This window comes from Catenuloplanes indicus, from assembly GCF_030813715.1.
Classification (GTDB): Bacteria; Actinomycetota; Actinomycetes; order Mycobacteriales; family Micromonosporaceae; genus Catenuloplanes; species Catenuloplanes indicus.
In genome coordinates, this window is the sequence record NZ_JAUSUZ010000001.1 from 3,605,531 (window position 1) to 3,627,315 (window position 21,785).

Genomic DNA, 21,785 nt, shown 5'->3' on the forward strand with positions numbered 1-21,785 from the left:
TGAGGAACCACCCGAACGACGAGTCGCTCAACTCAGCAGAATGCCGTGGTCGACGGCGTCCGTCAGGACCGCGCCGAGTGAGCGCTGCACGGCCTCGAAGCGCCGGCTGATCTCGCGCAGCAACTCCAGTTCGACACCGCGGATGGCCAGCTGGAGCCACGAGCGGGCCCGGTTGTTGTCCCGGTTCGCCGGGTGCCGCCAGTACGTGTAGCAGGCGCCGGACAGCCCGATGCCGAGCTCGGGCAGCGGGCGCGGGATCCCGGGCGTCCGGTATGCCGCCAGCGCCGCGACCGCGCCTTCACCGGCCACGGTGGCGACCCCGCCGGTGTTCGTGACCAGCAGCACCCGCTCCAGATCGCGAGCGGACCGGTCCTCGGCGAACCCGTCCCGGACCGCCGCGATCACCCGGCGGCGTGCCGCCTCGGTGGCCGGCTCCTCCAGGACCAGCTCCAGCAGGTCATCAATGATCTTCTCGGCCGCGGCGTCGCACTCGGTCACCGCGGACAGCGACAGCGCGGCCATCTCGCGGTCGAGAGCGGCGGGCAGCCCGGGACAGCCGCTGCCGAACACGATCTCCTGCACGCAGCGCAGGTGGATGTTGGCGATCTCGATGGCCAGCCGCTGCCGGACCAGCTGCGTGTTCGTCCGGGTCAGGTCCTCCAGGCGCTCGGCCCAGCCGGAGCGTTCCGCGTCCGGGGCAACCCGCACGACGCGACCGGAGCCGGGCGGGACCGGCGGGTTGTAGCTGGCCCGCTCCAGACCCTCCAGTCCGGACCACTCGATCAGCGCCCGGCGCAGGAACGCGGTGTCGGCCACGGCCGGGTCGACCGTGTGCCAGCCGGCGTCCACGGCGGCCGGTACCGCCGCGATCACGGCGTCGCGCGCGTCGTTGATGGCGGTCTCGATCGCGCCGTCGCCCCAGGTGCCGTCCGCGGCCGGAGTGAGCGCGAAGAACAGCTCGACGCCGGCCCGGTGCAGCTCGGTCAGCAGCGCGGCCTCGGCCGGCTCCAGGTCGTGGCCGGCCGAGATCACGTAGAGCACGGCGCCGCCGCGGGTCGCCGCGTCCAGCAGGATCCGGGTGCCGGCGGCGGAGAGGCGCTCCGCGTCCGGCGTGTCGACCAGCGCGAAGTGGCGCAGCAACGGGTTCGGCAGGGTCAGCTCGATCCGGCGCGGCGGCCGGGCGCCGGACTCCTCACCCGGCAGTGGCGGCGTGAACGGCTGCGGCTGGCGGTTGCCGGGCACGTAGGCGCAGATGTCCCGGCTGTGCCCGTACGTCACGACCAGGTAGCTCTCGTCCGGCCGGTCGAGCAGCGGACCGGCCGAGTCGAGCAGCGCGCCCAGCACGCCGCCGCGGCCGCTGTCCCGCGCACCGACGATCATCAGTGCGATCGGCTCGTCCGGGACCGGCTCGGTGTGCGCGGCCCGCAGGCGTGACGACCTGCGCTGCCTCGGCGCCGCCGGCGCGGTGTTCCGCGCCGGGATCGGCCCGTTCTGCTGCGTCGGCCCGCTCTGCTGCATGGTGCGGCTCCTCAACGGATGGTCGCCGGATTCAAGGCCGCGGCACGGTGAGCCTCGCGGCAGGCCGCGGCACGGTGCGCCCCGCGGCTGGGGAAGACGGTACGTGAACACGCGCTTACGCCACAGATCCCGCGGTACTCAATGGACTCGTGGATCATTACTCAATTCCGCCGTTACGGTAACTGTGCGGAGCCGTGCCCGATCTATATGCTGCTCGGGTGCGTCCGTGGAGCTTCGTCGGCCGGACCCAGGAGTTGCAGCGCCTCGTCGCCGCCGCCACCAGCGGAAGCGAACGCGGCCTCATTTTCAGCGGTAGTGCCGGTATTGGCAAGAGTCGACTTCTCCGCGAGGGGGTCGACGTCCTTCCGCGCGACGGTTACGCCACCTGGTACGCGTCGGCCAACATCGCCACCGCGGGCCTGCCGTTCGGCGGCCTGGCCCAGGTGCTCCCCGCCGACCAGCCGGTCGGGCTGTCCCCGGCCGGGCTGCTCCGCTGGGCGATGGACTCGCTGGTCGAGCGCGCGGTCGGCCGCCGGATCGTGCTCGCGATCGATGACGCGCACCTGCTCGATCCCACCTCGGCGGCGCTGGTCTACCTGATCGCACGCTCCGGCCACGCCACCGTGCTGGGCACGCTGCGCAGCGGGGAGCCGGTTCCGCTGCCGATCCGCGCACTGTGGACGGACGACCTGGTGGACCACGCGGAACTGTCGCCGCTGACCATCGCGGACACCACGCACATGCTGGGCGAGATGCTCGGCGGCGAGATCGAGTCCGCGTCCGCGGAGCGGCTGTGGCGGATGTGCCTGGGCAACGCGCTGTTCCTGCGCGAGCTGGTGATCGCGGCGCAGGCCGGCGACGAGATGACGGAGCACTTCGGCGTGTGGCGGTGGACCGGCAAGCTGGAGCTGGCACCGGACCTGACCGACCTGATCGACACCCGGATCGGCCGGCTCAGCCCGGACGTGCGGACCGCGGTGGAACTGGTCGCGCTCGGCGAGCCGCTCGGCCTGGACCTGCTGACGAGGATAGTGCGGCCCGCCGAGGTGGAGGTGGCCGAGGAGCGCGGCCTGATCCGGGTCACGTCCGACGACCGGCGGCACAACGTACGACTGGCCCATCCGCTGTACGGCGAGGTGGTCCGCCGGCGCTGCCCGGTCAGCCGCAGCCGCCGGCTCACCGCGCAGCTCGCGGACGCGGTCGAGGGCGTCGGCGCCCGCCGCCGCGACGACCTGCTCCGGGTCGCGGTGTGGCGGCTGGACTCCGGCAGCGCGAAGGACCCGGCGCTGCTGCTCGGCGCCGGCATGCAGGCGTACAGCCGGTTCGACGTACCGCTCGCGCTGCGCCTGTCCAAGGCCGCGGTGGACGCGGGCGGCGGCTTCCCGGCCGCGGAACTGCTGGCCACGCTGCTGATGTTCGCCGACCAGCCGGAGGACGCGCTGCACGTGATCGAGTCGGTCCGGGACGAGGCGGACACCGACGAGCGGAAGACCCGGTGGTACTCGGCCCACGCGCTGATCTGCTTCTGGGGACTGAGCCGGGAGAAGACGATCACGGAGGTGTCCGAGGCGGTCGGCGGGCTGAAGGACGCCAACCACCGCTCCCGGCTGCGCGCGTTCGAGGCGATGATGCGCTTCCACCAGATGGCGCACGAGGACGCGCTGAACATCGGCCGTGCCGTGCTGGACCGCCCGGCCACCGACGGGATCAGCCGCGCGCTGGTCTACAGCATGCTCACCCACCTGCGGGCCGCGCGCGGCGAGCTGGCGGACAGCGACCGGGCCGCGTCCCGGGTGGTCGCGGACCTGGCGTCCTGGCAGACCGAGATGCCGTACATCAAGGTAGCGATGGAGCTCGGCCGCGGCACCCGGCTGATCCTCGGCGGCGACCTGCGCAGCATCGACGAGATCGTGGCGGACGAGTTCGCCGACCTGGCCGACGCGGGTGAGTTCCGGCTCGGCTCGGGGTACGTCTCGGTGCTCCGCGCCCAGGCGGCCCGGCTGCGCGGCCAGACCGGTGACGCACTGCGGCACAGTCTCCAGGCCTGCGCGATGCTGGCGGCCAGCCGGGTCTTCGCGGGGCTGGCGCACGCGGAACGCGCGATGGCCGCCGCACTGCGCGGCGAGGCGACGCTCGCGGCAGAGGCGATGGCGGACTCCGACCGCACCCACGGCACCAACATGATCGTGCTCTACCCGTGGCGGGAGCAGGCCCGGGCCTGGACGCTCGCGTCCGCCGGCGACCTGGCCGGTGCGGTGGACACGCTGCGCCGGCTGGCCGGGCGGCTGCGCGACGACCGGATGGCCGGTCACGAACTGTACGCGCTGCACGACCTGGTCCGGCTCGGCTTCCCGGCGCTGCCGCTATCCGTGCCGCAAGGCGCCATGGCCACAGCGCCGGAGGTCATCAGCGTCTCGGTCGCGGAACGGCTCGCGGAGCTGGCCCGGCAGGTCGGCGGCCCGATGCCGTCGCTGTTCTCCCGGCACGCGAAGGCCGCGGCCGGCGAGTCCGAGGCAGAACTGCTCTGGGTCGCGGACCAGTTCGTCCGGCAGGACTTCCTGCTCTACGCCGCGGAGGCAACCGCGACCGCGGCACGGCTACTGCGCGACCAGCGCTCGCCGCAGACCCAGTTGATCAACACGAGGCTGGCCGAGCTGAAGCAGCGCTGCCAGCTGATCGACACGCCCGCGCTGCGCGTCGACCGGGTGCGGCTGACCGAGCGCGAACGGCAGGTCGCGGAGCTGGCCGCGATGGGCACGCCGAGCAAGGAGATCGCGGAGCAGCTGTTCCTCTCCGCCCGCACGGTGGATAACCACCTGCAGCGCGTCTACGTGAAGCTCGGCGTCACCGGCCGCGCGGAACTATCGGTCGCGCTTCAATCAATCTCAGAATGAGTTAGACTCCTCACAGCGCTAACCGGGGTCGTTTGGCATACGCTGAACGACGTGACTGATACCACCTCGCTGCTGACCGATCACTACGAGCTGACGATGATCAGCGCGGCCCTGAGCGACGGCACCGCCGATCGTCAGTGCGTGTTCGAGGTCTTCGCGAGGCGGTTACCGACCGGCCGGCGCTACGGCGTGGTCGCCGGCACCACCCGCCTGATCGAGATGATCAAGAACTTCCGCTTCGACCCGGAGGAGATCGCGTTCCTCCGCCGGACGAACGTGGTCGACGAGGCAACCGCCTCGTGGCTCGCGGCCTACGAGTTCAAGGGCGACATCGACGGGTACGCGGAGGGTGAGCTCTTCTTCCCCGGCTCGCCGATCCTGACCGTGGCCGGCACGTTCGCCGAGTGCGTGGTGCTGGAGACGCTGATCCTGTCCGTGCTCAACCACGACTGCGCGATCGCGGCCGCGGCCACCCGCATGGTCACCGCGGCCCGCGGCCGGAGCGTGATCGAGATGGGCTCGCGGCGCACGCACGAGGAGGCGGCCACCGCGGCGGCCCGCGCGGCGTACCTGGCCGGCTTCACCGCCACCTCCAACCTCGCGGCCGGGCTGCGCTACGGCGTGCCGACCGCGGGCACCTCCGCACACGCGTTCACGCTGCTGCACGACGACGAGCCGGCGGCGTTCGCGTCGCAGGTCAAGGCGCTCGGCACCGGCACCACGCTGCTGGTCGACACGTACGACATCAGTCAGGGCATCCGCAACGCGATCCAGGCCGCCGGCACCGAGCTGCGCGCGGTCCGGATCGACTCCGGCGACCTGTCCGTGCTCGCTCAGCAGTCCCGCGAACTGCTCGACTCGCTCGGCGCCACGGAAACCAAGATCGTCGTCTCCGGCGACCTGGACGAGTACGCGATCGCCGCGCTCGCGGCCGAGCCGGTCGACATCTACGGCGCCGGCACCTCCGTCGTCACCGGCTCCGGCGCACCCACCGCCGGCCTGGTCTACAAGCTGGTCGAGGTCGAGGGCCGCCCGGTCGTCAAACGCTCGGAGAACAAGCGCACGGTCGGTGGCCGCAAGACCGCGGTCCGCCGCCACAAGCCCACCGGCACCGCCACCGAGGAGATCGTCGTCTCCCAGGGCGTTCCGGACCACCTGCCCAACGACCGCCTGCTCCAGCACTCCTACGTGGCGAACGGCGAGTTCCTGGACGTACCGTCGCTGACCGACGCGCGCGAGCACCTCCGGCAGTGCCTGATCTCCATCCCCTGGGAGGGCCTCAAGCTCTCCGCCGGCGACCCCGCGATCCCGGTCGTCATGGTCTCGGCCACCTGACCCCACCCGATCCTGAAGATCAAAACCATGAGGCCCTTCTTCCCGCTCCCGGCGTGGCCACTTCCCGCATGCTCCCGCGGGCACCGGTCGTCGCTGGCGCTCCTCCCTGCACGCCAGGTGGGCGGCCGGCCAAAACCCATTTCACGAAAAGGTGTGTCATGTCCCGTGCTCTGATCATCGTCGACGTGCAGAACGACTTCTGCGAGGGCGGCTCGCTCGCCGTGAACGGTGGCGCCGGGGTGGCCGCGGCCATCTCCGAGGCGCTGGCCGGTGGCGGGTGGGATCACGTGGTGGCGACGAAGGACTATCACATCGACCCGGGGGCGCACTTCTCCGCGCAGCCGGACTTCGTCGACTCGTGGCCGGTTCACTGCGTGGTCGGCACGGACGGCTCGGAGTTCCATCCGGCGCTGGACACCTCGCGCGTCGAGGCGGTGTTCCACAAGGGGCAGCGAGCGGCGGCGTACTCCGGGTTCGAGGGGGCCACGCCGGACGGGGCCACGCTCGCCGACTGGCTGCGTGAGCGGGACGTGACCGCGGTGGACGTGGTCGGCATCGCCACCGATCACTGCGTGCGAGCCACGGCGCTGGACGCGGCCGCGGCCGGCTTCGACACGACCGTGCTGCTCGGGCTGACCGCGGGCGTAGCACCCGCAACCACGGAGAGCGCGCTGGCTCAGCTCACCGAGGCGTCCGTCACGCTGAACGGAAAACCAGTGGTAATCCCCGCGTAACAGGCGCGAGCATGGCCGCATGGGTCTCCGGGCGTACGGCAGTGTGTTGCGGGTGCGCGGCGTGGTCGCGCTGCTGCTGATCGGTTTTCTCGCCCGGATCCCGATCACCGCTACCTCGATGGCGCTGACCCTGCACGTGGTCGACGAGCAGGGCCGGGGGTACGCGGCGGCCGGCCTGGTCGGCGCCGCGATGACCGTGGGCAGCGCGGTCGGTGCGCCGTGGCTCGGCCGCTGGGCCGATCGCGTCGGGATGCGGCCGGTCATCGTGCTGACCGGCGTGGCCGGCAGCGCGTTCTGGCTGTTGTCACCGCGGCTGACGTTCGCCTGGCTGCTGGCCGCCGCGGCGCTCGGTGGTCTGCTCACGCTGCCCGCGTTCTCGATCGTCCGGCAGGCGCTGACCGCGATGGTGCCGGAGGAGCAGCGGCGGCAGGCGTTCTCGCTGGACGCAATGACGGTCGAGCTCTCCTACATGGCCGGGCCGGCCGGCGCGGTGCTGCTCGCCACCACGGTCTCACCGACCGCCGCCATGATCGCGATCGGTGCCGGCCTGGCCGTCTCCGCCGTGCTGCTAGGGCTGCTGAACCCGCCGGTCCGGGCTGCGCACGAGGCCCCGGCCTCGGACGCACCCGCGGTACCGCGCCGCGCGTGGCTGCGTCCGCCGATGCTGATGGCCTATGCGATCGCGGCCGCCTCCACGCTCGTGCTGGCCGGCACGGACGTGGCGACCGTGGCCGTGCTCCGCGACGGCGGCGAGGTCGCCTGGACCGGCCTGGTGCTCGGCGTCTGGGCCGCCGCGTCGCTGGCCGGCGGCTTCGTCTACGGCACGCTCCCCCGTCCCCTGGGCGCGGTCGCGCTGCTCGCCGGGCTCAGCGCGCTCACCGTCCCGGTCGGCCTGGCCGGTGGCAACTGGTGGCTGCTGGCGCTCGCGCTGATCCCGGCCGGTGCGCTCTGCGCCCCCACGCTCACCGCCACCACCGAACAGGTCAGCGCGATCGCCCCGGCCTCCGTCCGCGGCGAGGCGCTCGGCCTGCACGGCTCGTCTCTGACCGTCGGCATGGCGATCGGCGCCCCGCTGACCGGCGCGGTGATCGACGCGTTCGGCGGCGGCTGGGGCTTCGCCGCGGTCGGCTTCGCGGGCCTGCTGATCGCGCTGGCCGCGCTCCCGGTGGTCCGGCGCACCCGCACCGACCCCGCTCTGCCGGTCGAACACGCGGAGACCGCCCCGGCCTCACTGGCCACCAAGGCGTAGCCGCACGCCCGGCTCACCGGGCACCGCCCGGCGCGGCGGCATCGGTCATGTCGGCGACTGTCGCGCTCGGCTTCGGACTTCAACGCGGCAAACCGGACGATCATGCGCAGCGTCATGTACTGGTGCCAGTGCCGACCGCCGCAATACCGCAAGCCGCAACCCGGAGGCCGCAAGCTGCAAGCCGCGGGCAACAAGCCACGAGCCGGGAACCGCAGGCCGGAAGCCGCAGGCCGCAGGCCGGAAGCAGGAAGCCCCAGGCCGGAAGCCGGGTATCTCGTCATTCATGCGTCAGGCACGAGTCACGATCCGTGCCTGCGTGCGGCACGTTCGGACAACATCGATCCCGGGTGGGGAGCATCACCGCAGCTCGGCGGCGCTGGCGAACGCCGTCGGGTCCCCGGCCGCAGGTCTGCGGTGCCGCCCGCCCGGCCGGACCCGCGCCCGACGGTCGCCGCGCCGCATCAGCCGCGTGGCATGGAGGCGGCGACGCGCTCTCGCTCCGGCGCGGCCGGCTGGACCGGCACCGGGTTCTTCGCGCGGACCGGTGTCGGCGCGGTGGTGGCCGGCCGCGTCAGGCGGTAGCGGATCAACAGCCCGGCGGTGCCGAGGACCACGGCCGCGATGACATAGCCACCGATCATCGCGGCCACGTCTCCGGTGAGCGGAGGTAGCGCCACCGCGATCAGCGCACTGGTCCCGGCCACCCGAAGGCGGCTACGGCGGGTACGGGCCGCGGCGGCGAGCGGGAGGACCGCCCACAGCACGTACCATGGCTGGACGACGGCGCCGCAGAGCAACGCGGCCGTGAAGATCAGGCCGAGGCCGCGGATCGGCTCCAGACGGCCGCGGAACATGGCGACCAGCAGGCTGATCACCACGGGGAAACAGACGGCCAGCCCGGCCATGTTGGCCACGGTGACCGCGGTCGGGGTGACGCCGGAGCCGGCGATGGCGCCGATGAGCAGGCCGGTGGCGGTGGTGGGTGCCATCCAGCTGTAGACGGAAAGTGAGCCCAGCGGGGCGGTGATCCAGCCGACGCCGGCGGCCGCGGACAGCACGCCGGTGATCAGGAGCGCGCCGATCACCACGCCGGCCATCAGCGGGACGGGCCGGCGAACGCGGTGCGCGATCGCCACCAGCAGGACGCAGAACGCGGCGCCGGCCACGAACTTGATGTCGGCCGCGAGCGTCAGCAGCAGCACACCGGCCGCGAGGCGCAGGGGGGTGACCAGGCGCTCGGACTCGCCGCCCGCGTGCAGCCGGTCGACCGCGGCCAGCGCCACCTCCAGGCCGGCCAGCATCAGGCCGAGCATCAGCGCGTCGTTGTGCACGCCGGCCACCAGGTGCCAGAGCACCAGCGGGTTGAGCAGGCCGAGCCAGACCGCGACACCAGGGGACGCGCCGGCGCGCACCGCGAGCCGCGGCAGCGCCCACGCGATCAGCACCACGCCGGCCAGCGCGACCGACCGGTACGCGAGCACGCCGGCCTCCAGGTTCTCGCCGGTCAGCAGCGCCACGCCGCGGGACAGCAGCATCCAAGCCGGACCGTACGGCGCGGGCGTGTCCGCCCAGTAGTGGCTCACCTGCGCGGTGAACACGGAGTCGGCGCCGAGCGCCGAGGCGGGGCCCAGCCGGTACGGATCCAGCCCGAGCGCGGCGGTCGCGCCCTGCGCCAGGTAGCTCCACACGTCGCCGCTGAACAGCGGGCGCGCGAGCAGCAGCGGCGCGGCCCAGGCGGCGGCCACCGCGGACAGCACGCGCGGCGGCAGGTGTGCGGCGTGGCGCCCGGCGAGGAGCCAGGCGCCGACCACCGCCCCCATGGCGACCAGCCCAGCCGCTATCGTGATCGCCGACGGCCGGAGAACACCGGCCGTGACGACCGCGAGCGTCGCGGTCGCCGCCGAGCCGGTCACCGCCAGCAGGCCGACCGTGGCCGTGGCCGCCTGCGTGACCCGCGTTGGCGCATCGGGCAGCGACCTCTGCGGGATCGCGTTTTGGCTGCTCATAGCGTTACACCCTCCGTGTATACACGCAGTGTAGTCCTAGACCAGAGGTTGCCAGATCCCGCGTGGGCAAACCTCCGTCCAGGGGAGGGTAAGCGAGCGCCGCTACATCGGCCGAAAGTTATAGGCGGTCACGCAGCGCAGGCGCGAATTGCGTCCTCCAGGATGTCCAGCCCGGCGTGCAGCTCGCTGTCGGTGATGGTCAGCGGCGGAGCGATCCGGAAGATGCCTCCCATACCGGGCAGCTGGACGATGTTCATGTGCAGGCCCCGCTCCAGGCACGCGGACGTGACGGCCGCGCCCAGCGCGTCGGCCGGCTCCTTGCTCAGCTTGTCCGTGACCAGCTCGATGCCCTGCAGCAGCCCACGGCCGCGCACGTCGCCGACCACCTCGTACGCGTCCCGAAGCGCTCGCAACCGCGTGGTCAGCACGCCGCCTAGCTCCGCCGCGCGGGCCACCAGGCCGTCGCGTTCCACCACGTCCAGCACGGTCAGCGCCACCGAGGCGGCGAGCGGGTCGGAGACGTGCGTGGTGTAGAAGAGGAAGCCGCGCTCCCGGCAGACCGCCTCGACCTCGTCTCGGGCGATCACCGCGGCCACCGGCAGACCGGCGCCGAGCGTCTTGGAGAGCGTCAGCAGGTCCGGCACCACGCCGTCCCGCTCGAACGCGTACATCGTGCCGGTCCGCCCGATGCCGGTCTGCGCCTCGTCCAGGATCAGCAGCATGCCGCGCGCGTCGCACAGCTCGCGCAGCCGCCGCAGGTAGCCGGGCGGCAGCTCGATGATCCCGCCGGACGACAGGATCGGCTCGACCAGGCAGGCCGCCAGACTGCCGGCGGACTGCTGGTCGACCAGCGCGAACCCGTAATCCAGCTCGGCCGCCCAGTCGTAGCCGCCGTCCGGGTCGCGGAACGGCGAGCGGTACGCGTTCGGCGTCGGCAGCACCAGGTTGCCGGGCGCGGCCGGACCGTAGCCGCGGCGCCCGGCGGAGAACGTCGCGGACGCGGCGCCGTGCGTCATGCCGTGCCAGGAGCGGTCGAAGGAGACGATCTCGTACCGGCCGGTGGCGAGCTTGGCCATCTTGAGCGCGGCCTCGTTCGCCTCCGCGCCCGTGCTGAGCAGCATCATCCGGTCCAGCCCGGCCGGGAGCGTGCCGAGCAGGCGGGCCGCGAGGTCGACGACCGGGCGGCTGAGCATACCGCTGTACAGGTGGTCCAGCGACGCGACCGCGGCGGAGACGGTGGCCACCACGTCCGGGTGCGCGTGCCCGAGAATCGCGCTCATCTGCCCGGACGTGAAGTCGAGAATCGCCCGGCCCTCGCTGTCGAAGACGTAGGCGCCCGCGGCGCGCTCGATGATTCGCGGCGTGAACGTCGCGCCGTAGCGGATCAGCAGCCGGTCGGCGTCGGCCCAGAAGGTCGTCATTCCTCAGTTTCGATGACCACAACCGCTGCCACAAGCACATGAAAACCGCTGAACGTTCGGTACGGACGTATGGTTCCCTGATGCTCAACCCGCATCGTCTGGTGGTGCTGCGCGCGGTCCTGGAGGCCGGGTCGATCAACGCGGCGGCGCGCAACCTGACCTACTCCCCCGCCACGATCAGCCAGCACATGACCGCGCTGGCCCGGGAGACCGGCCTGGTCCTGTTCGAGAAGCAGGGCCGCGGCATCGTGGCCACGGACGCGGCCCGCCGGCTCGCCGACCACGCGGCCGCGCTGCTCGACGACTTCGGGCGGCTGGAGCGCGCGGTCGCGGACCTCCGGGACGGCCGGACCGAGCGGCTGGCGATCGCGTGCATGGCGTCGGTCGCCGAGAGCTGGATGCCGGACGTGGTGCGCGCGGTGCACCGGCACCGGCCCGGCCTCACCGTTGAGATCAGCCTCAACGAGCCGATGCCGGGCCGCGGGCGCCGCGCGCCGGACCTGGACATCCGCACCGAGCCGGCGGACGGCGTGCAGATCCGGCTGGACGGGTACGACCGGCACGAGCTGGCGGTCGAGGAGCTGGTCGTGGTGCTCCCGGCCGGTCATCCGCTGGCCGCCGCCGGTGCGGTCACGCTGCGGGACCTGGAGGCCGAGCCGTGGATCGACCACGACATCTACGACAGCCCGATCGGCCAGATCGTGCTGAGCGCCTGCCGGACCGCTGGTTTCACGCCCCGCTACGCGGCCCGGCTGGACGATCACCGCGCCGCACTGCGCCTGGTCGCGGCCGGTCTCGGCGTCACCGTCCTGCCGCGGCTGGCCGTCGCCGGACCCGCTACCGACGTGGCCGTACGCCCGCTGCGGAACCCTTCCGTCTCCCGCCGCATCGTCGTGCACGCCCGCCGGGACCCGCGCCGTGCCGCGATCGTCTCGCACGCCGTCAACCAGCTACGGACCACCGCCCGTGCCGAGCCCGGCCATCCGGGATGAACCCCTGCCGCCGTCGACCACGCCGGAACAGACAGGGAGGAGCGCCGGCGACGACCGGTGCCCGCGGGAGCATGCGGACAATGAGCCGCCGGAAGCGGGAAAGAGAAAGCCCCCACCCGCGCGGTACGCGAGTGGGGGCCGGAAGACGCTGTGCGGCTACTTGTCCGAGTCCAGGGTGTGGTCCTTGTTCTCCTGGTACGACGCGCCGCCGTCGGACTCCGCGCTGAGCGGCTTGGCGCCACCCTCCGGCGGGCCGGCCACGGACTGGTGCCCGGCGGCCAGCTCAGGGAACTTCGCGTCGAAGGCCGGCCGCTCGGAGCGGATGCGCGGCATGCGGTCGAAGTTGCGCAGCGGCGGCGGGCTGGACGTGGCCCACTCGAGGCTGTTGCCGTGGCCCCACGGGTCGTCCACCGTGACCACCTTGCCGGCCTTGTAGGACTTCCAGCAGTTGTAGAGGAACGGCAGCGTGGAGAGGCCGGTGATGAACGCGCCGACCGTCGAGATCATGTTGAGCTCGGTCCAGCCGTCGTTGACCTGGTAGTCGGCGTAGCGGCGGGGCATGCCCTCGTTGCCGAGCCAGTGCTGCACCAGGAACGTGGTGTGGAAGCCGACGAAGGTCAGCCAGAAGTGCAGCTTGCCGAGGCGCTCGTCCAGCATCCGGCCGAACATCTTCGGGAACCAGAAGTAGATGCCGCCGTAGACGGCGAACACGATGGTGCCGAAGAGCACGTAGTGGAAGTGGGCGATCACGAAGTACGAGTCGGAGACGTGGAAGTCGATCGGCGGGCTGGCGAGCAGCACGCCGGACAGGCCGCCGAACAGGAACGTCGTGAGGAAGCCGATGGAGAACAGCATCGGGGTCTCGAAGCTGATCTGGCCCCGCCACATGGTGCCGATCCAGTTGAAGAACTTCATGCCGGTCGGGACCGCGATCAGGAAGCTCAGGAAGCTGAAGAAGGGCAGCAGCACCTGGCCGGTGGCGAACATGTGGTGCGCCCACACGGACATCGACAGCGCGGCGATCAGCAGCGTGGCGGCGACGAGGCCCTTGTAACCGAAGATCGGCTTGCGGCTGAAGACCGGGATGATCTCCGAGATGATGCCGAAGAACGGCAGCGCGATGATGTACACCTCGGGGTGGCCGAAGAACCAGAAGAGGTGCTGCCAGAGCATCGGCCCGCCGGTCTCCGGGTTGAAGACCTGGGCGCCGAGGATGCGGTCCGCGGCCAGCGCGAACAGCGCGGCGGCCAGGAACGGGAAGACCATCACCACGAGCAGGCTGGTGACCAGCATGTTCCACGTGAAGATCGGCATGCGGAACATGGTCATGCCGGGCGCGCGGAGCGTCAGGATCGTCGTGATCAGGTTGACCGCGCCGAGGATGGTGCCGAGGCCGGACAGAGCCAGGCCGACGACCCACATGTTCGCGCCGACGCCCGGGCTGTGGATGCCGTCGGACAGCGGCGTGTAGGCGAACCAGCCGAAGTCAGCGGCGCCACCGGGCGTGAAGAACCCGCCCATGGTGATCGAGCCGCCGAACAGGTACAGCCAGTACGCGAACGAGTTCAGCCGCGGGAACGAGACGTCCGGCGCGCCGATCTGGATCGGGACGATGTAGTTGCCGAACGCGAACACGATCGGCGTCGCGAAGAACAGCAGCATGATCGTGCCGTGCATCGTGAACATCTGGTTGTACTGCTCGGGCGACAGGAACTGCAGCCCCGGCGCGGCGAGCTCGGCGCGGATCAGCAGCGCCATCAGACCGCCGAGCAGGAAGAACACGAAGGACGTGATCATGTACATGATCCCGATCTGCTTCGCGTCCGTCGTGCGCAGGACGCGCGCGAACGCCGATCCCTTGACGGGTTTATGCACCGGCCAGGGCCGGGTGACGATCGGCTTCGGTGCGACGGTGGTCACGAGCAGCCTCCGGTCTTCGAGCTCACCACGTGGGCACGACGCACAGTTGATCTGCAGACGTACCTCTGGGGCAGAATAATCCTTCGGGATGCCCCTGTAGGCACGGGGTGACCAAACGCGCCGTTGACGCCGTGTGCTTGGTCTACGCTGGATCGCGCAGGGGAGCGTAGTAGTCGCGGAAGATGCGGTCGCCACGCTTGCGCAGCAATGGGTCGCGCGTGTCGGGCGCGACGTCGCCGGTGCGGTCCCGGTCGCGGGTGCGGTCCAGCACCCAGCGGGTCCGCGGGCGGCGGCGCTTCTCGTACGCGGCGAGCGCGGCCGGCAGGTCACCGGCGTGCGTGCGCAGCACCTCGGCCAGCACGATCGCGTCCTCCAGCGCCATCGCGGCGCCCTGGGCGAGCGTGGGCGAGGTGGAGTGCGCGGCGTCGCCGACCAGTAGCACCCGGCCGCGGGACCAGCCGGCCACCTCGACCTCCTCGGGCGCGGCGAGCTGCACCTTCTCCAGCGCGTCGAGCACCGCGGGGACCGGCCCGCCGTAGCCGCCGAAGACGTCGCGAACCCGGTCGAGCCCGTCGGCCGGCAGCGTGGCGTCCTCCGGGACGGTCTCGTGGGCGTAGCAGTACAGCCGGCGGTCGCCCATCGGCATCACCACGAAGCTGGAGTGCGCGCCGAGCAGGCCGGTCCAGTCCATGACCGGCGGGCCGCCGTACACCACGCTGCGGTAGACGAACTGCCCGGTGCGGCGTGCGGCACCGCCGAGGCCGGCCAGCGCGCGAACCGTGGAGCGGCGGCCGTCGGCGCCGATGACCAGGTCGTACTCCGTGCGGGCGCCGTCCGCGAAGTCCACCTTGACCGGGCCGCCCTCGTCCAGCTCCAGGTTCGTGACCGCGGTGTTGTGACGAACGACTCCGCCGACCGCCGAGACCAGCACCCGCTGGAGGTCGGCGCGGGGCAGCGCACGCGACTCACCGACGCCGTCCCACAGCTCGCCGAGATCGAGTTCGCAGAGCGGCTCACCGGCGGCGTCGCAGATGGACTGACGCCGGATGACCGCGCCGAGCGGGCGCAACGGGCCGGTGAGGCCGAGACCGGCCAGCGCGCGGATGGCGTTGCCGGGAAGGAATATCGCGGCGCCGGGCCCGGCCGAGGGCGGTTCCCGATCGACGACGTCCGGCCGGAGACCGGCCATACGCAAGGCCCGAGCGACGCCCAGACCGGCGATGCCGGCGCCGACGATCAGGATCCGCAGGGTGGTACCGGCCATGTGAGCGACGCCTCCGAGGGGTGGGCACGCGTTGAAGCCAAGAGATTACTCGCCGCGAACGGCACCATGGTAGAGGCGGATGACCGGTCCTGCCGTCGGGTGACCACGGGTTCGCATATTTGCGCAGCTCAACACGAGGCCACCCGACGTGGAAGTTCTATCGCTGGACCCGCGCGCCCTTGCCGCCGACCAGCGCCTCGACCTCACGCAGCGACGCCATCGAGGTGTCGCCGGGCGTGGTCATGGCCAGTGCGCCGTGCGCGGCACCGTACTCCACCGCCTGCTCGATACCGAAGCCCTCGAGCAGCCCGTAGATGAGGCCGGAGGCGAAGCTGTCACCGCCGCCGACCCGGTCCATGATCTCCAGCCCGGGGCGGTGCGTGGCCTCGGCGAACGTGCCGTCCTGCCAGGCGATCGCGCCCCAGTCGTTGACCGTGGCGGTCTTCACCGTGCGCAGCGTGGTCGCGACGACCTGGAAGTTCGGGTAGTCCTTGACCGCGGCCTCGATCATCGCGCGGAACGCGGCGGTCTCCAGGTTGTCGAGGTTCTCCGAGACGCCGTGCACCTCGAAGCCGAGCGACGCGGTGAAGTCCTCCTCATTGCCGATCATCACGTCCACGTACCGGGCCAGGCGGCGGTTGACCTCCTGCGCGCGGTTCTTGCCGCCGATCGCCTGCCAGAGGCTGGGCCGGTAGTTCAGGTCGTAGGAGACGATCGTGCCGTGCCGGTGCGCGGCCTCCATCGCGGCCTCGATCACGTCCGGCGTGGTCTCGGAGAGCGCGGCGTAGATGCCACCGGTGTGCAGCCAGCGCACGCCGAGCGTGCCGAACAGGTGCTCCCAGTCCACGTCGGACGGTGCGAGCTGGGACGCCGCGGTGAGGCCCCGGTCGGAGACGCCGACCGCACCGCGCACGCCGAAGCCGCGCTCGGTGAAGTTCAGTCCGTTGCGCACGGTCCGGCCGATGCCGTCGTACTTGACCCAGTGCACGAAGGACGTGTCCACACCGCCCTGCAGCACCAGGTCCTCAAGCAGCCGGCCGACCTCGTTGTCCGCGAACGCGGTGACCACGGCGGTGCGCTTGCCGAACGCCCGGCGCAGGCCGCGGGCCACGTTGTACTCCCCGCCGCCCTCCCAGGCGCGGAACGAGCGAGCCGTCTTGATCCGGCCCTCGCCCGGGTCGAGACGGAGCATGATCTCGCCGAGGCTCACCGCGTCGAACGCGGCGTTCGCCCTGATCGTCAGCATGTGGCTGCCTCCTTGAGCGCGGCGGCGGTGCGGGCGGTGACCTCGGCCCAGTCCTCGGCGGCGAGCAGATCGGGGGCGACCATCCAGGTGCCGCCGACCGCGAGCACGGACTTCAGGCCGAGGTAGTCGGCGAGGTTCCTGGTGGTCACGCCGCCGGTCGGGATGAACCGGACATTCGCGTACGGCGCGGAGAGTGCCTTGATCATCGGGGCGCCGCCGAGCTGCTCGGCCGGGAAGAACTTGACCGTGGTCAGGCCCGCGTCCAGCGCCATCTGGATCTCGGTGCCGGTGGCGACCCCCGGGAAGACCGGCACGCCCAGGGCCTGGCAGCGCTCCACCACCCGGACGGAGAAGCCGGGGCTGACCACGAACCTCGCGCCGGCCGCCACGGCCTGGTCCACCTGCTCGACGCGGGTCACGGTCCCGGCGCCGACCAGCAGCTCGTCGCGCCGGGCCATGGCCCGGATCGCGTCGGGCGCGGCGTCGGTGCGGAACGTCACCTCGACGCTGCGCAGGCCGCCCGCGAGCAGCGCGCCGGCGAGCCCGTCGGCGGCGGCCGCGTCGGGGAGCACGACCACCGGCAGGATGCGGCCGGCCTCGATCGTCTGTTCAAGATGGCGAACGTCAGTCACATATGTGACCATAGCCCTCGAACCGCGCCGCCTGTCAAGGCTGGGGACAATGGGCCGCGTGCAGGAGGGAAGCACCGTGACAGACGAGTGGCAGCCGGTGAAGTCCGCGGACCGGACGCTGGAGATCCTGGAGCGGCTCGCCGCGCACCCCGGCCGGTCACTGGTCGAGCTGGCCCGCGACCTGGACATCCCGAAGAGCTCGCTGCACGGCATCCTGCGCACCATGGCCCGGCGCGGCTGGGTGGCGACCGACCCGACCGGCACCCGCTTCGGCCTGGGCATGCGCGCGCTCCAGGTGGGTGCGGCCTACATCGAGGCGGACGACGCGGTCGGCATGCTCGCCACCGTGCTGGACCGGCTGTCCGAGGAGCTGGGCGAGACCGTGCACCTGGGCCGACTGGACGGGCCGAACGTGGTCTACATGGCCAAGCGCGAGTCCATCCACCCGCTGCGGCTCTACAGCGCGATCGGCCGGCACCTGCCCGCGCACGCGACCGCGCTCGGCAAGGCGCTGCTCGCCGGGCTGCCGGCCGAGGACGTCGACGCGCTGCTCCCCGGGCCGTTGCCGGCACTGACCGCGCACACGATCACCGATCCGGGCGCGCTGCGCGCGGAGCTGGACGCGATCGCGGCGCGGGGCTGGTCCATGGACCGGCAGGAGAACACGGACGGGATCGTCTGTTTCGCCATGACGGTGCCGCTGCGGATGCCCGCCACGGACGCGATCAGCATCTCCATCCCGGCCGCGCGGGTCACCGCGTCCACCGAGGAGCGGGTGCTGGACGCGCTGCGCCGCGGGCTGGCCGGGGTGCGCGCCGCCCGGGCGCTGCTGTCCTGACGCACGAGCCGTGCGGCGCCGGGCGTCAAGCCGGCGGCGGGGTCTCGACTTAAGAAGAAGAAAAGGCGCCTGCGGGTTGCCTGGCGTTTTCGGGCGTGTAAATCTGTTAACGCCCCTTGGGAGCGCTCCCGGTGCAGGTCGCCCAACCTGAGCCAGGTAGCGCAGCCCGCCCGTGCCGGTTCAGCAGGCGCTGCACCGTTTCAACGGCCGGCATGTCGGCGGCCGCTCGAAACCGGGGGCGTGAACGGACCCCACCATCCGGCTCCACGGACACCTTCGTGAGGACTCTACCCATGAAACGACCGATCCGCGCCATCGCGGCGGCCGCGCTGCTGCTGGCGGGCACCGCCACCGCGTTCGTGGTGAACAGCGCCGCCAACGCCGCCACCGAGATCTGCCAGCAGTACGGCTCGACCACGATCCAGAACCGGTACGTGGTACAGAACAACCGCTGGGGCACCACGGCCGAGCAGTGCATCAACGTGACCGACAGCGGCTTCTCGATCACCCGGCAGCAGGGCGTCGGCAACACCAGCGGCGCACCGGTGTCGTACCCGTCGGTCTTCCTCGGCTGTCACTACACGAACTGCTCGCCGGGCACGAACCTGCCGATCCAGGTCAGCGCGATCACCAACGCGACCAGCTCGATCAACTACTCGTTCGTGAACGGTGCCACGTACAACGCGTCGTACGACATCTGGCTCGACCCGTCGCCGAAGCGGGACGGCGTCAACCAGATGGAGATCATGATCTGGTTCAACCGGCAGGGGAACATCCAGCCGATCGGCTCGCCGGTCGGCACGGCCACGGTCGGCGGCCGGACCTGGGAGGTCTGGCAGGGCAGCAACGGGTCGAACAACGTCATCTCATACCTGGCGCCGTCCGCGATCACGTCCTGGAACTTCAGCGTGCTGGACTTCATCAACGACATCCGCAATCGCGGCGCGATCACCAACTCGTGGTACCTGACCAGCATCCAGGCCGGTTTCGAGCCGTGGATCGGCGGCGCGGGCCTGGCGGTCAACTCGTTCTCGGCCGCGGTCAACGGTCCCGCCACGAATCCGACAACGGTGCCGCCGACCACGTCGTCCCCGACGCCGCCGGCCACCACCTCGCCGCCGCCCGGCCCGGCCGGTGGATGCACGATCACCTATGACACGAACGCCTGGAACAGCGGCTTCACCGCGAACGTGACGGTACGGAACACCGGCAGCACCGCGATCAACGGCTGGGACCTCGGATTCACGCTTCCGTCCGGCCAGCGAATCGGAAATTCTTGGAATGCCACCGTTACCCAGAACGGGCAGACTGTCTCCGCGAAGAACATCGCGTGGAACGGCGTGATCGCCGCTGGAGGCAGCGCGACGTTCGGGTTCCAGGCGAGCTCGACGGGCGCGTTCGCGGAGCCGGGCGCGTTCACCCTGAACGGCACAGCCTGCGCGGTCGCCTGACCCCCGCGCAGTTCCCACAGAGGAGGGGCCGGCCCGCACCGGCCCCTCCTCGCATATCCGGACATTTTTCGGGTAGTCGGGTGCGGTGGATGACGTGACCGTTGTCGTGGCCAGCCGGAACCGGCGCGAGCAGCTGCTTCGCTATCTCCCGCGGCACGAGGCGCCGGTGATCCTGGTGGACAACGCGTCCGAGGACGGCACGGCGGACGCGGTGTCGGAGGCGCTGCCGCACGTGCACGTGGTGCGGTCCGTCGTGAACCTCGGCGCGGCCGGGCGCAACGCCGGCGCGGAACTGGCCGAGACCAGATATGTGGCGTTCGCGGACGACGACTCGTACTGGGAGGCCGGCGCGCTCGGCAAGGCCGCCGCGCTGCTGGACGCGCACCCGCGCGCGGCGCTGCTCACCGGCCAGGTGCTGGTCGGGGCGGACGGCCGTAGCGATCCGATCTCCGCCGCGATGGAGGCGGCGCCGCTCGGCACGCCCACCGACCTGCCCGGCCCCGCGGTCCTCGGTTTCCTGGCGTGTGCGGCGGTGGTCCGGCGGGATGCGTTCCTCGCCGCCGGCGGTTTCAACCCCACGCTGCACGTGTACGGCGAGGAGGCGCTGCTCGCCATGGACCTCGCGGCGGCGGGCTGGGGGCTGGCCTACGTACCGGCGCTGACGGTCCGGCACCTGCCGCTCCCCGCCGGTCGGGACGTCGAGGGCCGGCGACGTCGCCAGGCCCGCAACGACCTGCTCACCTCGTGGCTGCGCCGCCCGCTGCCGATCGCGGCCACGGCCGCCCGGTCGGCCTGGCGGACCGGCGGCGCCACACGGGCCGGCTTGGCCGACGCGGCGCGGCTGCTGCCCTGGGTGCTCCGGCACCGCCGGGCGCTGCCGAAGCACGTCGAGGCCGCGGTCCGTACGCTCACGGCGACGCCGGAACCCGGGAGGGCGTGAGCCGCCGGGCGTGAACGCCGGGCGCGGCCTGGCCGGGCACGAGCCGCCGGGATCGAGCCCGGCTGACGCACTCGGACCAGCCACGGACATCACCGGTCCCGGGTCAATGCATGCAGATCAGCGCGACCGTGGCCCCGGTGGCGATCATCAACGCGACCGTGACCGCCGCATACCGCAGGCGGTGCAGGAGTCTGAGGCGACGGTCGTGCCGACAACGGTCCGGGCACGGTTCCGGCGCCGCGGTGGGCGCGGCGGACGCGTCGGCGGCCGGTGGGGCCGGCGTCGGCGACGGGCGCGGGCCCGGGGTGACGTTGCGCCCGGGGCCGCCGCGGTATCGGCGGGACGCCTGGTTGATCGAGGGGCGCGGGGGTGGATCGGTCGTCACCGAAGCATTTTCGAGTGCGCGAAGCGGCATTGACAACATAAAATGCCGATTCGCACGTGTCCCGTATCGGACGCATTGGGATTGGATTCTCGCGCAATTCCCATGCTGTTCAGCTTCCCGCGACTGAGCGACACTAGCCAATGACTGCGAGTATTTACTATGGTCGGCGGCGGACTGTGGGAGGTGCTGGTGGCTGAGGAGATCGTGCCATTCACCGGCGACCCCGACTCGGTCGTCCACGCAGCCGAGCGGGCGCGCGCCAGTCCGTACCCGCTGATCCTGATCGGGCCGGGCGAGGCCGCGGACGGTCACGCGCGGCGCATCCGGGAGTTGTTCGCCGCGGTCGAGTCGACGGCGACCAGGCCGGTCCGGCTGCACCACGGCATCTACGACGGCGGCACGGCGCCCGCACACGTGCTGCGCGCGCTCACGCTGCCACCGGGTATGGACCCGCCGCCGGACGGCACGGTCAACCCCTACCTGCTGGTCACCGCGGGTGAGGTCGTCCGCCGCGGATTGCGGGCCGGTCTGCCGGCACCGGTGCTCACCCGGACCATCAGCTGCACGCGCGCCCCCTGCCCGTCCACCGCGCACTGCGGGCACTGCCCGGCCTGCCTGACCCGCCGGGCCGGCCTGCTGGCCGCGCTCGGCCGCGACAACACGCCGTACCTGTCCGATCCGTGGAACGTTGTCGATCACGACGACACGCTCCGTGATCAGGAGACGGTCCGCGACTGGCTCCGCCGCGACCTGATCGGCGTTGAGCTGCGGATTCCCGCCACCGCCCCGCCGGGGACATCGGCCGAACGGCTACGCGAGGCGGTCGAACGAGGCCGGAACGAGTTAAGGCGAATGTTCGACACCGGGGGTGGCCGAAGGTCGGAACCGTCGGCCGCATAGCCGATGGTTGCTCACCGAGCCGGTGGGCATGTGAACCGCTCAGCGGAGTCCGGGCGCGGC

Annotated in this window: 17 protein-coding genes; 9 read left to right on the forward strand and 8 right to left on the reverse strand. The window is 71.8% G+C overall.

Features of this window, described 5'->3' with window-relative positions:
- Window positions 1–27 precede the first annotated feature (27 nt).
- Window positions 28–1,518: a hypothetical protein gene (locus J2S42_RS16205; protein WP_307240037.1), complete on the reverse strand. Its 1,491-nt coding sequence runs from the start codon at window positions 1,516–1,518 to the stop codon at window positions 28–30.
- Window positions 1,519–1,736: 218 nt separating this feature from the next.
- Here J2S42_RS16205 and J2S42_RS16210 point away from each other — a divergent pair, with 218 nt between their 5' ends.
- From J2S42_RS16210 to J2S42_RS16225, 4 genes are all read left to right on the forward strand, one after another.
- Window positions 1,737–4,412, forward strand: a complete 2,676-nt coding sequence (locus tag J2S42_RS16210) for a helix-turn-helix transcriptional regulator (protein WP_307240039.1) — start codon at window positions 1,737–1,739, stop codon at window positions 4,410–4,412.
- A gap of 51 nt (window positions 4,413–4,463) precedes the next feature.
- Window positions 4,464–5,747 (forward strand): nicotinate phosphoribosyltransferase, encoded by a 1,284-nt coding sequence (locus J2S42_RS16215; RefSeq protein WP_307240040.1) that lies wholly within the window; start codon window positions 4,464–4,466, stop codon window positions 5,745–5,747.
- A 158-nt stretch (window positions 5,748–5,905) separates the two neighbouring features.
- Complete coding sequence (locus tag J2S42_RS16220; protein WP_307240042.1) at window positions 5,906–6,481, forward strand: isochorismatase family protein; 576 nt, start codon at window positions 5,906–5,908, stop codon at window positions 6,479–6,481.
- Window positions 6,482–6,500: 19 nt separating this feature from the next.
- Window positions 6,501–7,730 carry an MFS transporter gene (locus tag J2S42_RS16225; protein WP_307240045.1) on the forward strand — a complete coding sequence of 410 codons (1,230 nt, stop codon included), beginning with the start codon at window positions 6,501–6,503 and terminating at the stop codon, window positions 7,728–7,730.
- Between the two features lie 461 nt (window positions 7,731–8,191).
- On the opposite strand, the gene mptB is transcribed toward J2S42_RS16225, so the two are convergent.
- Together mptB and J2S42_RS16235 are read right to left on the reverse strand one after the other, a co-directional pair.
- Window positions 8,192–9,736: a polyprenol phosphomannose-dependent alpha 1,6 mannosyltransferase MptB gene (mptB, locus tag J2S42_RS16230; protein ID WP_307240047.1), complete on the reverse strand. Its 1,545-nt coding sequence runs from the start codon at window positions 9,734–9,736 to the stop codon at window positions 8,192–8,194.
- 128 nt (window positions 9,737–9,864) lie between these two features.
- Entirely contained in the window at window positions 9,865–11,157 is a 1,293-nt protein-coding gene (locus J2S42_RS16235; RefSeq protein WP_307240049.1) for an aspartate aminotransferase family protein, read from the reverse strand.
- Between the two features lie 80 nt (window positions 11,158–11,237).
- Here J2S42_RS16235 and J2S42_RS16240 point away from each other — a divergent pair, with 80 nt between their 5' ends.
- Entirely contained in the window at window positions 11,238–12,149 is a 912-nt protein-coding gene (locus J2S42_RS16240) for a LysR family transcriptional regulator (protein WP_307240051.1), read from the forward strand.
- A 156-nt stretch (window positions 12,150–12,305) separates the two neighbouring features.
- Here J2S42_RS16240 and ctaD read toward each other — a convergent pair whose 3' ends face one another.
- The 4 genes from ctaD to eda form a co-directional block, all read right to left on the reverse strand.
- Window positions 12,306–14,069: an aa3-type cytochrome oxidase subunit I gene (ctaD, locus tag J2S42_RS16245; RefSeq protein WP_307240053.1), complete on the reverse strand. Its 1,764-nt coding sequence runs from the start codon at window positions 14,067–14,069 to the stop codon at window positions 12,306–12,308.
- A gap of 142 nt (window positions 14,070–14,211) precedes the next feature.
- Window positions 14,212–15,333 carry an FAD-dependent monooxygenase gene (locus tag J2S42_RS16250; protein ID WP_307240055.1) on the reverse strand — a complete coding sequence of 374 codons (1,122 nt, stop codon included), beginning with the start codon at window positions 15,331–15,333 and terminating at the stop codon, window positions 14,212–14,214.
- 157 nt (window positions 15,334–15,490) lie between these two features.
- Complete coding sequence (locus tag J2S42_RS16255; protein WP_307240057.1) at window positions 15,491–16,579, reverse strand: sugar kinase; 1,089 nt, start codon at window positions 16,577–16,579, stop codon at window positions 15,491–15,493.
- Window positions 16,573–17,211 carry a bifunctional 4-hydroxy-2-oxoglutarate aldolase/2-dehydro-3-deoxy-phosphogluconate aldolase gene (gene eda, locus J2S42_RS16260; RefSeq protein WP_307240059.1) on the reverse strand — a complete coding sequence of 213 codons (639 nt, stop codon included), beginning with the start codon at window positions 17,209–17,211 and terminating at the stop codon, window positions 16,573–16,575. The genes J2S42_RS16255 and eda overlap by 7 nt, the downstream gene beginning before the upstream one ends.
- Window positions 17,212–17,287: 76 nt before the next feature.
- Here eda and J2S42_RS16265 point away from each other — a divergent pair, with 76 nt between their 5' ends.
- The 3 genes from J2S42_RS16265 (at window position 17,288) to J2S42_RS16275 (ending at window position 20,440) form a co-directional block, all read left to right on the forward strand.
- On the forward strand, window positions 17,288–18,049 hold the full coding sequence (locus tag J2S42_RS16265) for an IclR family transcriptional regulator (protein WP_307240061.1): 762 nt from the start codon (window positions 17,288–17,290) through the stop codon (window positions 18,047–18,049).
- Between the two features lie 293 nt (window positions 18,050–18,342).
- Window positions 18,343–19,500: a glycoside hydrolase family 12 protein gene (locus J2S42_RS16270; protein ID WP_307240063.1), complete on the forward strand. Its 1,158-nt coding sequence runs from the start codon at window positions 18,343–18,345 to the stop codon at window positions 19,498–19,500.
- Between the two features lie 94 nt (window positions 19,501–19,594).
- The gene (locus J2S42_RS16275; RefSeq protein ID WP_307240065.1) at window positions 19,595–20,440 is read left to right on the forward strand and encodes a glycosyltransferase family 2 protein; all 846 of its coding nucleotides are present in this window, start codon (window positions 19,595–19,597) and stop codon (window positions 20,438–20,440) included.
- Window positions 20,441–20,543: 103 nt separating this feature from the next.
- Here the strand turns inward: J2S42_RS16275 and J2S42_RS16280 are convergent, their stop codons facing one another.
- On the reverse strand, window positions 20,544–20,825 hold the full coding sequence (locus J2S42_RS16280; RefSeq protein WP_307240067.1) for a hypothetical protein: 282 nt from the start codon (window positions 20,823–20,825) through the stop codon (window positions 20,544–20,546).
- 189 nt (window positions 20,826–21,014) lie between these two features.
- Here J2S42_RS16280 and J2S42_RS16285 point away from each other — a divergent pair, with 189 nt between their 5' ends.
- Window positions 21,015–21,725, forward strand: coding sequence for a hypothetical protein (locus tag J2S42_RS16285; protein ID WP_307240069.1), 711 nt, complete (start codon window positions 21,015–21,017; stop codon window positions 21,723–21,725).
- Window positions 21,726–21,785 lie beyond the last annotated feature (60 nt).